This is a genomic window from Shewanella sp. SM71, assembly GCF_025653905.1.
Lineage (GTDB): Bacteria > Pseudomonadota > Gammaproteobacteria > Enterobacterales > Shewanellaceae > Shewanella > Shewanella oncorhynchi.
In genome coordinates this window covers 70,999-85,594 of record NZ_JAKKRW010000004.1, presented here as the reverse complement: position 1 = coordinate 85,594, position 14,596 = coordinate 70,999, and the positions used below count along the sequence as shown (strand labels likewise).

Here is a 14,596-nt window from a genome sequence, read left to right as displayed (position 1 = left end):
TGTATGTTATTACGCTTGTTTCCTTCGCAGGTTTTAACCTGATCAGGTTCAACGGATCCCGAATAAACGGTCTCAGCCAAGAGGCACTCCGACAAGATGAGTGCGCAGTATAGACAGAAGCGGCAGCAACAAACAAGGAAAAAAGCAATTAAAAACCTTAACCACCAATCCAAAATAAAGAATCACAAATTATTGTTTTTAATTGAAAAAATTAAATAAAAATAAAAAAGTCATAATTGGCGTGAAAATAGATCATAAAAGAAAGTCACTATTTATGGGGTTTGAGCATCATTTTATTTAATCGAGATTGAATGGCATCATCAATAGCTTGATTGATTTTTTTGCCACTACAGTCAAATGGGAAGCCTAAATTTTCGGCGTATGGATTAACTTGAGTGCCGACTTGTACCACGCGATAACAAGTATCACCTTTACGCACAATACGATTTGGATCTAAGGGTAAATCTAGGCTCGTTGTGCCACCGAAATCATCGGCGTTAGGGACAAATAATACTTCCATCTCTGGGCTCATTTCACTCATATTCGATTTCCGGGTGAATTTATCGGCCTGTTCAATGACGAGATCATCAAGCGCTTGCTCGCGCTGACGTTCAAAATATTGCTGAGTGAATAAACTCATGCTTGAGCTTGTCGCTATTGTGTTCTCACCTTCTGCTGCGGGCGAGCTCTTAGCGCCAAGCTGCGGCTTTATTTCTGTGGTATCAAGCGTATTCGTTGGTTTTTTTGCAGTCACTTCAGCGGGCTTTACTTCACTTTGGGCACTTGATTGAGTTCTCTTTGATTGAGATTGGCTCGATTGAGTGATGTTCGGTTTAACAGTATCCGGCTTCACTTTTTCCGACTCTACTTTTTCAGAGACGGCCTTTTCGGGTGCTATTGTTTCAGGCATGACCTTTTCAAGTATTGGCAGAGGCTTCACTTGAGTTTGAGGTGTGGGAACAATTGTAGGCGTAACAGAACTTGTCGCTTCAGTCTTATACTCGGCCTTGATCTCAGTTTCGGACTCTGAGGTTTCGGCTTTCTCTACCGCGGGAGCATAAATAAAGTAAGCCTTGATCGCTGTCACTTTAGGGCCACGGCTTTCTATTTCCTTCAATCCAAAGGGATTTAACTGCGGGCGCCACAAAATGCAGATAAGTAAAAATAAACACGCATGCACTAAGAGCACAAAAAATAACAAACTGAATCCCTTGAAATACGGCTGACGAGCACGCAAAACGGATCCCGTCCCCAATCCCTGAGCACTAGTTTGTATCGTCCTAGACAGTTCAGGTTTGGATTCAGATTCAGAAACCAATTTATCTTGATCTTGATGTTCAGCACGGATTTCTTGCAGTACCAAATCTTGGGCTTGCTCTTGGTCTATAGCTTGGGTGTCATGCTCAGTGACTAAAAAGCCTGCACCGCTATTGAAAGCTAATGGCTCCGCATTAGTTGTAAAAACAGGCGTTTGAGCAGCATCCAGTTCACCGAGCTGATGATCAAAGGCGATAAAAGTCTCACCTTCTGGCGATGTGACCGAAATCAGCAAAGCACTATCGACATCATCTCCAATCGCTATCGCTGTAGGAGATGCTGTCAATAAAAGCGCGGCCTTGGGTTGATGTTGAAAAGGCAAAATCCATCCTTAGGTTTTGTATAGTATCCATTGATTTCAATGATGCTTAACGTGGAACGATTACACTCTAATTCAATATCAATCCAATATCGGGTTGGTGAATATTGAAAGCGAATTATCTATTGATTGCATTTACTTACGAGTGCTCAACGCAGATTAGAGGAGGCAAACAGAGCAAAGTTCAATGCGAATGCAACCTGCTACAAGCACAGTACTTTACGCCAGTGCTTGATAAGTCACTTGCCAGTTAAGACAAATAAGGCTGGGAATTGGGATCATAATCGCGCTAAATTGAATGTTAAATCTCACGTCTTGAAGCGAGTAGCATCATCAATGCGATGCGCTGATGGGAGTGCAAGACGGCGTTAAAAATCTAAAAGATGAAAAATAGAAGCCAACCATAAATTTAAGCTTACAAGTGTACGCTTAAATATGGTGATTTATTTTTCTAACTGATAGACTCAGTCATTATCGTTTACGAGTGTGTATCTACCATGTCGAGTCAAAGTGTTACCGAACAGCCAAACACAGTTAAAAACCCGGTAAAATCTGGACCATATAGTATCAAAGAAGAGATCGCTAACAGTGTATCCCATGGCCTAGGTGTCATTGCGGGGATTGTGGCATTGGTACTCATGCTGCTTAAAGGTCAAGATCACCTAACGCCAATTCAACTTACGGGCGTAACCATTTATGGTGCGAGCATCATAGTGCTTTTCCTATGCTCGACGTTATATCACAGTGTTAGCCATTCAGGCTGGAAACATAAACTGAAGATCGCCGATCACTGCGCTATTTACTGTTTAATTGCAGGGACTTACACACCTTTGATGCTGATAAGCTTACAAGGCACGCAGTCGGTAGTGATTTTAACGGCCATTTGGTCGCTTGCAATTGGTGGGATCCTATTTAAGACACTGTTTATTCACAAATTCAAAAAGTTAAGTTTAGTCTTGTATCTCGCTATGGGCTGGCTATGTGTCACTGTGATGGGTGATTTAACGGCGGCGATGTCAGAGGTAGGCTTTAATCTATTAATCTTAGGCGGGTTATTTTACACCTTAGGAGTTGTGTTCTACGTCGGTAAACGCATTCCATTCAACCATGCCATTTGGCATTTGTTTGTGCTCGGCGGTGCCATGAGTCACTTTCTGTGTATTTATCTGACTGTTATTTAAATGACTATGATTTAACTGATAGTGATTTAACTGGCTCTGATTTAAATGACTGTGATTCAGCTGACGGTGATTTATCTATGGGTCAAAGCTAACAGTCGTTAATTATCTATTCATGCACTTCATCGAACACTCTCTCAAACACTGCAATCAAGTACGGTTATTCAATTCAGTAAACAGCGACGCTAATAGCGTCGCTTGTTCTGCTCTGCCACACTGGCGCCAAAGCGCAATAATACATTCTGCGGTACACAAGCCCCCTTCTTGCTGATTACGCCGCAATATAAAGGCGGATTCAGGCATAAGTGGCGGCAAACTGACTCGTGCGGCTGTTTTGAGATAGGGACTCTGGCGCAGCATCTTACGCGCCTCCTGCCAGGTCGCATCTAAAATCACCACTTGGCTAGGCATTCGTTGTGTTGCTATGAGTGTGGATTGCGCTGGTGCTAATAACGTTTGTGCGTTCGAGAGCGCTGGCTCAGTATCACTTGCAGGAAACAACAGCTTGGCTTGCTGGGATGCGAGCATTGCCACTAAATTTTTATCAGGTGCCGTTCTCGACCAGACGATGCTTTTCACCTCTTCAGGGAATGCGGCTAACGCAAGTTGGCCAGTATTCGTTTTGCGAGTTAACTCGCGTTCGTGGGTCAATAAAATAATCTGCATTGCCTTCCCTGCTGCGGCAAAAGAGTGAGAAATTGTCTTAAACATCCACTGAGTCAGGCACAGACTCGAAGCACATCCACTTAAAAAATCAGGTTAAAATAACGGCGTTCAATCGCCAATAAACCAAGAAAACTAAGTTTGACATGAAATAAAATCATAGTTTAAAGTTATGATTTAAAAATGATAAAACTTAAAAAAATTCCAACACTATCTTTTTTAGCAGAAAAGTTTCACGCTCTATTGATTGGCCTTTATGGGGATGATTACGCTGAATATCTTCATTATGGGCGATTGCTTGATGAATATTGAGCCATTCAGGCCGCATGCCATTTTTAATCTCGTGGGCTTCTAATCGAGTCTCACCTAAACCACGCTCGCCCAAGGTGGTGTCGATACGGCACACATAACAGAATGACTCCATGTGCACCACGTTCGCCCCCTCACGGTACCAAGGTCGAAACTCTTCGTAACGACCAAAGGGGGCTAACACTTGAATATCTAAGGCGCCGGTTTCTTCCTGAAGCTCGCGGATCAGTCCATCTTCGAGACTCTCGCCATCGTCAATTCCACCTCCGGGTAAGCTGTAGTCGCGGTATTTTTGGGTATAAAGTAGCAAAATGTCTTCACCCGATAACACTATCGCGCGGGCAGCTCTGCGGTAAAAAACGCGTGCCGTCTGTAGGTTAACCGCAGGATCTTGGGTGGTTCTCAATAAACGCATAGTCGTAGCCATTTGCCGAAAAGGAGTCGAAGCATAAACGAAAATGCGCCAAATGCAGATCAAAAACTGCCACAGAGGCAATAATCACACTCACTCCAGTCCGAGTGATTAATAGGTTTTAACGATTACAAGATTGATTGTTAACGGTTTATGCCAAAGTAATTTTACCCATAATATTAACAACGAGATCGCGATGCATCATCTCTTTCGCCTGATCCTCATCGTAGCTGCTCATCTTTGGTTCTCATCTTAGTTCTCAGCGTAATGCCCAAGCGGCAAAATGCTCAAGCGCATTCAAGCTCACTCATACTCACTCAAGAGCTGGGCCAATTGTTGCTGATAGGCGTGAATAATTTCAGGAGTTTGCTTGTGCGCCGGCATTCGTTGGTAATGGCCAATCACCTGCGACAGGTAGCGGTGTGCTCGCGGCAAACTTGCTTCATCTAGCATCTGCCACATTAACGAACCCGTAGCACTGATAGGCAGACCATTTGGATCCACGATTGTAGTGACATGGAGGATTTCGTAGAAACGTTGATTATCTTCCAATAAGTGTTCCGACTTAAGCCCTAGCCCTAAGGCTGAGAGTGATTGCCTAACGTGATAATTATGATGCACGGGACACAAAATAAACTCGAGGTGCCGCTGTGGGTGTTGGGCTAGAATTGCCCGCACTAAGTCCACCAGCAGTTCTCCGCCCACACCAGCGATAATAATCAACTGTTTATCTTGGTCACGGGTTTGCCCGAGCGGTAAAGCTGCAACATCAAGGCAATGCACTTGCCACTGAGTATGACGATATAAGTTTGAGTTTGGTTCTTGGTTTGACTGTGGGTTTAAGTCTGGATCTGAGTGTGGCGCTAAGTTGGGATTAAGGCCTGATATGTCAGCGGGAAAGAAACGTTGTAAACGCAGTTCAAGCGCCTGCATTAGCGAAGGCACACAATCGACAAAATGCACTTGGCGAGCAGCATTCCTTTTTAACAACAGCATACCGAGCAAACCATGATCGCAGCAGCAATCCCAAATATGATCGTAATGACCAGTGATCATGCTGTTTATCTGTTGTAAACGTTGGCTAATTTTCACGGTTTGACCTTACTACTGCGGCTCCAAATACTGTAAATCCCACTGTAAATCCCACGCTAAATTGCATTTTTAAGCAAAAAGAAAGCGCGTATTTTACCCGAGTCAAAAGCAAACCACATCTTTTGTTCGTGCCATCGCAGTGCTTCCCGTCACGTCTGTTACGCCACGCCTTAATGTGGTGAATACGTATGCAGGCCGTTGCGGTTAAAAAGCCATCGCCACTAGTATGCTGTGAGTCACATTCATTATAAAAACAAGGATCAAGGAATGTTCATCAAGACCAACCCTATTCAGTTCACTCGCAGCGACTTAACTGCCTGTCACGTAACAAACAGCCACACTCGCCAGAGCTCATCGTGCCAAAAGCTATCGCAAGCGCTATTAAGCCCTACAGCCATCGCCCTTGCGGTCACGAGTCTTTTTAGTGCCAACGTATTTGCTAAAACCGTTACCGTCAGCTCACCCAACCAACAAATTCAAATCAGCTTGAGTGATGATACTGGCCGCCCCGAATATAAAATCGATTTTCACGGCAAGAGAGTCATAGAACCGAGTCGCTTAGGCTTAGTTTTTCAATCCCTTGGCGAACTCGGTCAAGGATTACAGATAAAAAGCAGCGATAAAAAAAGTGCCGATGAAAAGTGGCAACAACCTTGGGGCGAACAGGAATGGATCCGCGATCAGCACAATCAACTGACTGCAGTATTAAGTAATGGCAAGGTGCAACTCGAAATCGAATTTAAAGCCTTTGACTATGGGATTGGCTTTCGCTATCACTTAGCCCCACAAGCTGCCCTACCCGCCAATTCGCCGCTATTAATCACTGACGAGTTAACCGAGTTCAATGTCGGCAAAAGCGATAAAGCTACAGCATGGTGGATCCCTGCCCGCAGCTGGAATCGCTACGAATATTTATATCGCACCACAGCGCTTAAAGACGTCGATAGAGCCCATACCCCCTTCACCTTTAAACTCGCAGACGGTACGCACTTAAGTATCCACGAAGCCGCCTTGGTGGACTTTGCCGCCATGACCTTAGATCAACAGCGCGATGGCAAACTTAAGGCGGATCTCACGCCTTGGTCCGACGGTATTCGTGTCAAAACCCAAGTGGGTTTTTATACGCCATGGCGCACCATTCAAATTGCCGACAAAGCAACTGGGCTGCTCAATTCGCACCTCATCCTAAACCTCAATGAACCCAATAAACTCGGCGATGTTACTTGGGTAAAACCAGGGAAATACGTCGGTATTTGGTGGGGAATGCACTTAAACGAAAATACCTGGGGCTCGGGCCCAACCCATGGCGCAACCACTAGTGAAACAAAGCGTTATATGGATTTCGCCGCTAAATATCAGTTTGATGGCGTACTGGTAGAAGGTTGGAATGAAGGTTGGGACGGCGACTGGTTCCACAATGGCGATCAATTTAGCTTTACCAAGGCCTATGCTGATTTCGATCTGCCCGCCATCACAGCCTACGGGGCAAAACAAAATGTACGTTTAATCGGCCACCATGAAACAGCGGGTTCAGTCACGCATTATCGCGATCAAATGGCTGATGCCTTCGCCCTGTATGAGCAGCATGGTGTTACTCAAGTCAAGACGGGCTATGTCGCCGATGGTGGCCAAATCAAGCGTATCGATGACAAAGGCATTACCCGTCAGGAGTGGCACGACGGCCAATTTATGGTCGGTGAGTATTTGCACAATGTCACTGAAGCAGCAAAACACCACATCAGTATCAATACCCACGAGCCGATCAAAGACACAGGCCTGCGCCGAACCTATCCTAACTGGATCTCCCGCGAAGGTGCCCGCGGCCAAGAGTATAATGCTTGGGGTAGCCCACCAAACAGCCCTGAACATACGGCCATGTTACCCTTTACCCGCATGCTTGCGGGTCCAATGGACTTTACCCCGGGGATTTTTGACTTAGCGCCCAAAGGGTTGGATGCAGAAAATCGTGTGCAAACCACATTGACCAAACAGCTCGCCTTGTACGTTGTGCTCTATAGCCCAATCCAAATGGCAGCGGATCTGCCGCGCAATTATGAAAAGCACTTAGATGCCTTCCAATTTATCCGTGATGTGCCCACAGATTGGTATCAAAGTGTCGCGCTGGCCGGTGAAGTCGGTGACTATGTGGTCTTTGCTCGCCAAGCGAAGGATCAAAATGATTGGTACTTAGGCGCACTCACGGATGAAACCGCACGCAAGGTCACGGTCAAACTGGATTTCCTCTCCCCGAATAAACGTTATCAAGCACAAATTTACCGCGATGGCGCAAAAGCCGATTGGAAAACAAATCCCTATGATTATGTGATTGAAACAAAAGAGGTGAGCGCTAAAGATAGCCTAAACCTCGCACTCGCCAGCAGTGGCGGTACAGCAATAAGGTTCAAAGTGCTTTAGGTTTAGTGCTTTAACGGCTTTGTTGCGAGCAACAAAGCCGCTATAAACAAAAGTCACACCATAAAGAAAGGGCACTAAAAAGCGCCCTTTATGTTTACTGTGACACGATTAGTTTAACGTCAGCGCCACTATTTTAAGTGGGTGATTATCATCGAATGACGGGAAATCCTCATGGGGATCGAGCCAAGTGTACGTAGTGACTGTACGACCTTGTTTTTCAACGCAGCGCACTAAACTGTCAAACCATGCTTGGCGCTCAACTTTCGCCACATTGTTACAGCAAACGATAGTGCCACCAACTTTCGTCGCCATTAATGCGGGCTTGAACAAACCTTGATAATCATTGACCAAATCGACAATACCAAAAGCACTCTTGGCATAACGCGGCGGATCGAGGAACACCAGATCAAACTGGGTTTGCGCCAATTTGGGATAACTCGGTAATTTTTGATTGCGGCGCCCTCCCACACTCAAGCCTGCCAATTGGCGCAATGCCGGAAACGCATCACTCTGCACAAACTCACATACATTCGACACCTGATTTAACGCCGCATTCGCTTTGCCCGTCGCTAAAGCAAAGGAAGAAAAATCAACATTCATCACCTGAGTCGCGCCGCCGATGGCTGCCGCAGTACCAATGCCGCAGGTGTAGGAAAACAAATTCAGCACAGTTTTATCTTGGCTGTGTGCCCGCACATATTCGCGGCCAATACGCATATCGAGGAATAACAACGGATCTTGTCCTTCGTGGCGCAGTTTAGTGCTGAACTTGATGCCATTTTCCTGCATTACTCGCTCAGAACTCGCAATCTCTGTCAGTGCGGGTGATAAGGCATTCAATACACGGGAATGGCCTAAAGAACGATCGTTATACACAATCGGCAAATCGGCCTGTTGCAACAAAACAGTGCCGACATCAACCAACTCTTCGTCGGTTAAGGTTTGATGAAAACTCTGCACTAGCCAAACATCGCCGTAGCGATCGACATTCAAGCCACTCACGCCTTCAACTGTGCCATGGAACACCCGAAAACAATCGGTTTTATCCTGTTCAGCTTGTTGTAAAAAATCATGGCGTTTCGCCAGAGCCGTCGATAACAGCGTTTGAATAGACATAAAAAGCGGGACTCGCGCAGCGGAAACCTGCGTAAGGTTTCAAGAGGGAAAACGGCATAATACCAAACTAGGTCGCAGAATATCGGAAAAGTTCGCCCCGAAAACAGCATAAACACCGACTAACACCCAAATGGGGGGAACTCTATGTCCCCCAACCCGCCAAGCCTGTTATAACCAAGTGCACGGAATAATTTTCAAACAAAGATGTAGGTTAAATCACTTCAAGCAACGGCTCTAACCCTGGCGCCGTTTTAGTCGGCACAAACTCTATCACCTCAAACTCAGCGACATCGGCAATGCAGAAAGGATCTTGCTGCAAAATAGCCTCTAGCGCCGCGCGACTTTCAGCCTTGGCGAGGATGACGCCACCGGTACGTGGCACTTTGCGACCCGAGGCGACAAAAGTCCCTGCGGCATAATACTGATCAAGATAAGCAATATGGGCGGCTAAATGTAACTCCACTTCTGCAATTGGCTTTTTATAGGTAAGCGAGACAACAAACATAGGGATCCTTTAATCAACTGAAAAAATTTAAAATAATCGAACGAAAAACGCTTAATCTGGCGATCATCATAAGCTAAGTACCTATCTGATCCCACCATATCTAGGCTGGCTATTATCATAGTGCAGAGTGCGCGACTTTCGAGTCAAGCTATCGGCATCCGTACTGGATATTTATTGCATCCTGACTCTTATTAAGTGCATTGAACTCGCCGTCAGTTATGCTGCGGTTGATTTTATCACTCAGTTAACATCCGCAATAACAATACCCTTTTTTCTAAAAAATAATGCAATGACTGATCATCAAGTATTCTAACAAGATTAGAGAGTTATTTGAGCATTCCAGCAAGCCTATGACTATTGATAAACAGTCCAAATGCGTTACACCTATGTTTCCACCCAGTTACTAACCCATGATGAATACGTATGTAAGCAGTTGTGCAAAAATCTACGCCGAGGCTACTATAAATCCGCTAGTTTCACCCTCTGCTTGTGGGGTTTGAAATCTGTGAGGTCGTTTCTGATAGGGTTACATACAAGGATTGCTATCAGGCTTAAGTTCTTTCTGCTGACTGGCTTTAGGCCACTCACTTGGGCTAACCCCTTTGAATTAAGGTGTTAGGTCCAAATTTGAAATGAATTTATCGGCGAATATACTTCTGAGGGAGGAGTATATTCGCCATTTTTTCACAGAGTACACTCATTCATGGCATGCGCGAAACTACCATGAATAAGCCATGAATCTGACTATTAGCTTTTATTGTATGCTCTTGGCTGTGATGAAATAGCTGACCACATAAAAGCAAAGTACAGTGCCAATCCATTGCTAGGCAAAACAATTAAAACAATAAGCACTCAAGGCAGAACGACTGCCGGCAACAGAAAGGAAGTTCAATGTCTTCGAATCACCAGCAAGATCCTCATCAAGCCGCAGCGCCTCAGTTGCCGCATGCCTTCAAGCAACAACCTGAGCTGAGTTTCTGGCAAATTTTTAATATGTGTTTCGGTTTTTTAGGCATTCAATTTGGGTTTGCCCTGCAAAATGCCAACGTCAGCCGCATTTTTCAAACCTTAGGGGCCTCTATCGATGAAATTCCCATACTGTGGATTGCCGCACCACTGACGGGTTTATTGGTTCAACCTATTATTGGTTATTTGAGTGATAACACTTGGGGACGCCTTGGCCGTCGCCGCCCCTATTTTTTGATTGGCGCGATTTTTACTACCCTTGCCATTTTTATCATGCCGCACTCGCCTACCCTGTGGATTGCCGCCGGCATGTTATGGATCATGGATGCCTCGATCAACATCGCCATGGAGCCGTTTCGAGCCTTCGTCGGTGACAATTTACCGAAAAGCCAGCGTACCCAAGGCTATGCCATGCAAAGCTTTTTCATCGGTATTGGCGCAGTGGTCGCTTCGGCCTTACCCTATATTTTGACTCACTTTTTTGATGTTGCGAATACTGCACCAGCGGGTGAAATTGCCGATTCAGTGCGTTATGCCTTCTATTTTGGCGGCACAGTATTATTGCTCGCGGTCACTTGGACTGTCGTATCGTCAAGAGAATATTCCCCTGAAGAATTAGCCGCCTTTAACGCAAAACAAGCCGATGCTGAAGATGAAACTTTAGCCCGCACTCGTACCCGCAAGGACTATCAATTTGCCTCCATCGTGTGGATGGGTCTCGGCGCCCTGCTCACCTTCGCTATTTGGGCTCAGGATTTAGATAAGCAGTTGTATATCTTGAGCTTAGGAATTTTCGCCTTTGGCCCATTGCAATTGTATTGCGCGCTGCGTTTGGGCAATTCACAACCCGCTGAACGCAATAAGCTCGGCATGGTATTTAGCGTGGTCGATGACTTGTTCCATATGCCCAAAGCCATGCATCAACTGGCGATCGTGCAGTTTTTCTCTTGGTTCGCACTGTTTGCCATGTGGATTTACACCACTGCCGCCGTGACGTCTTACCATTTTGGCAGCAGCGATGTGTTGTCCCAGGCTTATAACGACGGCGCAGATTGGGTCGGCGTACTATTCGCCTCCTACAATGGTTTTGCCGCCATTGCCGCAATTTTTATTCCTATGCTGGCTAAGCGTATTGGCATCAAGCTGACCCACACAGTCAATATGTTCTGTGGTGGTATAGGTTTGATTAGTTTCTTTTTTATTAAAGACCCAAGCCTGTTATGGCTGCCTATGATTGGTGTCGGTATCGCGTGGGCGTCAATTTTATCTGTGCCCTACGCCATGTTGTCGGGCATGTTACCCCCGCAAAAAATGGGCGTTTACATGGGGATTTTTAACTTTTTCATCGTCATCCCGCAGCTTCTTGCCGCCAGTGTGCTGGGTTTAGTGCTCAATGGTCTGTTCGATGGTCAACCTATTTATGCACTGATCACAGGTGGCGTCTTGATGATGTGTGCAGGCATTGCCGTATTATTTGTCGACCAAGACATTGTCGAACAAAATAACTCCAATAATCAAAGTGCAGCGATGAACCGCAAGACCCACTCAATCTCGAAAGCCACAGGCAAATTAACAAATAAAAGTTAGCTCTTTATAGCAACGATACACAATAGCCGACATGCAGCAATGCATGTTAAGCGCGGTGAATTCGGTCATTTGGCTAATCACAGCAGCATAAAATATCTTTATCAATTCAATCACTATAAAAATAAAACCATTATTTGGGGAGAACGAGATGGAATCGAGTCCTACGCCGCAGCAGGATCTGCATACCAGCCAAAACCGTCACACACAAGCGTTAACAAGACGCAGCCGCCTAGCGCTTGCCGTCGCCGCAAGCCTATTAGGGATAATAGGGTTAGCGGCCTGTTCACCCACATCGAATTCAGCAACAACTGCCACAAGTGTGAATGCCGCGCCAAATGTGCAGCGGGTTGCGCCCGGCGCACCGGGTAAAGCGCCGACTTGGGCATTTTCGGGTAAAACTGGTATTGGGACGTCTTACGAGCCTTATACCCAAGGTCAATATCAAGATGCCAAGCAAAATCCCATTAGCCGCGTTTGGTTCTCCCTCGCCCAAGGTATTTTAACCGAAACCATGTATGGTCTTATCCATAATGCGCAGCTCAAAGAACTGCAATTTGTGGTCACAGGTAATAGCTTTGTCGATACCGAAAAAGAGAACACCATCAGCAGCATAGAATATTTAGATACAGATGCTAATGGTCGCCCGCAATCCCTTGCCTATAAAATTATCAATAAAGATGTTGAAGGTAAGTATCAGATTGAAAAGCATATCTTTACCGATCCAGACCGCGACACTTTGATGATGCGTGTCACCTTTACTGCCTTTGAAGACGGCATTACACCGCATTTGTATGTCAATCCGCATATCGATAACGCAGGCGCCAATGATATCGGTCGCATCGATACTCATACAAAGAATCAGGCGCTGGTGGCCTATACCGCCGCCAAAGACAGTAGCGTAATGACGGTAAAATCCGATCTGAATTTTGTGCAGGCTACGACTGGCTTTGTCGGTGTCTCCGATGGCCTAGCCGATTTGGCCGATAACGGCAAACTCGATACGCTCTATCAAACGACCAGTGCGCAAGATAAATCGACCGTTGGCAATATCGCCTTTACCGCGAGTTACCCTACGCTCATCAAAGCCAAACCCGTCACCTTTAATCTCACCATCGGTTTTGGTAAAGATGAACCCCAGAGTTTAGCCAATGCCGATGCCACCTTGGCCGCAGGTTATGATGCTGTGCTCAGCCATTACAATGCAGGCTGGCAGGGTTACCTAAGCTCACTGCCCGCCATCGCTAACATGGCTAACAACACCACAGATAACGGCAAGCTGCTGTATACCAGCGCTATGGTCTTGAAAGCGCAGGAAGATAAAACCTATGCCGGCGCACTGATCGCTTCGCTTTCTAACCCTTGGGGCGATACGGTTTCGGCAGCCGTGCCGAGCACTGGCTATAAAGCGGTATGGCCGCGCGACTTTTACCAATGCGCCATGGCATTCCTCGCCATGGGTGACACGCAAACGCCCAAAGTGGCCTTCGAATACCTGAAAAAAGTGCAAGTGACCGAAAAGACGCCTGGCTTTACGGGTACGCCCGGTTGGTTCCTGCAAAAGACCCATGTGGATGGCCAAATTGAATGGGTCGGCGTGCAACTCGATCAAACTGCCATGCCTATCATGCTCGGCTGGAAACTCTGGCAAGCGGGCGTACTCACCCCTGATGAGATCAGTCACTGGTATCAAGAGATGCTCAAAGGTGCAGCGGACTTTTTGATCAGCGGCGGTGACGTCAATCTGGATTGGAATCACACTCAAATCACCCCACCTAAAACTCAGCAAGAACGTTGGGAAGAACAAGCGGGTTACTCACCCTCAACAACGGCCGCCGTGATCGCCGGTCTTGTTGCCGCGAGTGAAATTGCCAAAGAAGCTAAAGATATTACTTCAAGCGCCCGTTATCTTGCTGCCGCTAAAAGCTTAAGTGACAGCTTGGAAAAGCATTTAGTCACCACCCAAGGGCTATTGAAAAACAGCGCAGATGTCAGCGCGCCTTACTATTTACGTTTAAGCCCGAATGGCGAGCCAAACACTCGCGATACACTGGCGGCAAATAACGGTAAGCAAGGTTTAGATCAACGTCAGATCCTCGATGGCGGATTTTTAGAACTAGTGCGTTATGGCGTGCGCGGTGCAACTGACAAGCTCATCAATAAAAGCCTTCAATTGATTGATAATACTGAGCTTGAGCACAACCTACGCCTTAAATATGAGTTTAGCGCCAAAGATGGCAGCACTATCCCAGGCTTTAGACGTTATGGCAACGACGGCTACGGTGAGGATACGGTTTCTGGCAATAACTATGCAGAATCCGGCAGCAACAGCGCCGATCAACGCGGCCGAATCTGGCCATTCTTCACCGGCGAGCGCGGTCATTTTGAATTAGCACTCGCCCAAGCAAAAGGCGAGCTAACAGGCAATAACGCGCAGCAAACCAAGCAGCAGTTAATCAACACCTATGTGCAAGGCATGGAAACCTTTGCGAATGCGGGCATGATGTTACCCGAGCAAGCGTGGGACGGTGTCGGCGATGCCACCCGCTATCATTACCAACTCGGACAAGGCACCAACTCTGCCACACCGCTTGCTTGGACCCATGCCGAATACATCAAACTGGTGCGCTCAATGACCGATGGCCAAGTCTGGGATTATTACCCTATCGTCCCTGCGGCATTAAAATGACAAGTTGAAATAATCAATTAAAATAGCGCAT

The 14,596-nt window shown here is 46.3% G+C and carries 10 protein-coding genes, 1 pseudogene and 1 riboswitch; of the genes and pseudogenes, 5 read left to right on the top strand and 6 right to left on the bottom strand.

Features of this window, described 5'->3' with window-relative positions; translation table 11 throughout:
* Nucleotides 1-2 precede the first annotated feature (2 nt).
* Nucleotides 3-101: riboswitch (TPP riboswitch) on the bottom strand.
* A 167-nt stretch (nucleotides 102-268) separates the two neighbouring features.
* Complete coding sequence (locus L5L97_RS05325) at nucleotides 269-1,639, bottom strand: hypothetical protein (RefSeq protein WP_263181346.1); 1,371 nt, start codon at nucleotides 1,637-1,639, stop codon at nucleotides 269-271.
* Between the two features lie 494 nt (nucleotides 1,640-2,133).
* Here L5L97_RS05325 and trhA point away from each other — a divergent pair, with 494 nt between their 5' ends.
* A complete protein-coding gene (gene trhA / locus L5L97_RS05320; RefSeq protein WP_263138799.1) occupies nucleotides 2,134-2,817 on the top strand; it encodes a PAQR family membrane homeostasis protein TrhA in 684 nt (227 codons plus the stop codon).
* Nucleotides 2,793-2,909: a pentapeptide repeat-containing protein gene (locus L5L97_RS22935; RefSeq protein ID WP_158683079.1), complete on the top strand. Its 117-nt coding sequence runs from the start codon at nucleotides 2,793-2,795 to the stop codon at nucleotides 2,907-2,909. The genes trhA and L5L97_RS22935 overlap by 25 nt, the downstream gene beginning before the upstream one ends.
* A 55-nt stretch (nucleotides 2,910-2,964) precedes the next feature.
* On the opposite strand, the gene L5L97_RS05315 is transcribed toward L5L97_RS22935, so the two are convergent.
* The 3 genes and pseudogenes from L5L97_RS05315 to L5L97_RS05305 form a co-directional block, all read right to left on the bottom strand.
* Nucleotides 2,965-3,480: a tRNA-uridine aminocarboxypropyltransferase gene (locus tag L5L97_RS05315; protein ID WP_254053143.1), complete on the bottom strand. Its 516-nt coding sequence runs from the start codon at nucleotides 3,478-3,480 to the stop codon at nucleotides 2,965-2,967.
* Between the two features lie 190 nt (nucleotides 3,481-3,670).
* Complete coding sequence (locus L5L97_RS05310; protein WP_028759835.1) at nucleotides 3,671-4,201, bottom strand: NUDIX hydrolase; 531 nt, start codon at nucleotides 4,199-4,201, stop codon at nucleotides 3,671-3,673.
* A 284-nt stretch (nucleotides 4,202-4,485) separates the two neighbouring features.
* Nucleotides 4,486-5,290: pseudogene (locus L5L97_RS05305) on the bottom strand (tRNA (adenine(22)-N(1))-methyltransferase).
* Between the two features lie 267 nt (nucleotides 5,291-5,557).
* On the opposite strand from L5L97_RS05305, the gene L5L97_RS05300 reads away from it, so the two are divergent.
* Nucleotides 5,558-7,705, top strand: coding sequence for a glycoside hydrolase family 97 protein (locus tag L5L97_RS05300; protein WP_263181342.1), 2,148 nt, complete (start codon nucleotides 5,558-5,560; stop codon nucleotides 7,703-7,705).
* Between the two features lie 108 nt (nucleotides 7,706-7,813).
* On the opposite strand, the gene L5L97_RS05295 is transcribed toward L5L97_RS05300, so the two are convergent.
* Both L5L97_RS05295 and L5L97_RS05290 read right to left on the bottom strand, forming a co-directional pair.
* A complete protein-coding gene (locus tag L5L97_RS05295) occupies nucleotides 7,814-8,821 on the bottom strand; it encodes a class I SAM-dependent rRNA methyltransferase (protein WP_263181341.1) in 1,008 nt (335 codons plus the stop codon).
* A 211-nt stretch (nucleotides 8,822-9,032) separates the two neighbouring features.
* The gene (locus L5L97_RS05290) at nucleotides 9,033-9,326 is read right to left on the bottom strand and encodes a YciI family protein (protein WP_173244678.1); all 294 of its coding nucleotides are present in this window, start codon (nucleotides 9,324-9,326) and stop codon (nucleotides 9,033-9,035) included.
* Between the two features lie 891 nt (nucleotides 9,327-10,217).
* Between L5L97_RS05290 and L5L97_RS05285 the strand changes: the two genes are divergently transcribed.
* Both L5L97_RS05285 and L5L97_RS05280 read left to right on the top strand, forming a co-directional pair.
* Nucleotides 10,218-11,879 (top strand): MFS transporter, encoded by a 1,662-nt coding sequence (locus L5L97_RS05285; protein ID WP_263181340.1) that lies wholly within the window; start codon nucleotides 10,218-10,220, stop codon nucleotides 11,877-11,879.
* 148 nt (nucleotides 11,880-12,027) lie between these two features.
* Nucleotides 12,028-14,565 carry a glycoside hydrolase family 15 protein gene (locus L5L97_RS05280; RefSeq protein ID WP_263181339.1) on the top strand — a complete coding sequence of 846 codons (2,538 nt, stop codon included), beginning with the start codon at nucleotides 12,028-12,030 and terminating at the stop codon, nucleotides 14,563-14,565.
* Nucleotides 14,566-14,596 lie beyond the last annotated feature (31 nt).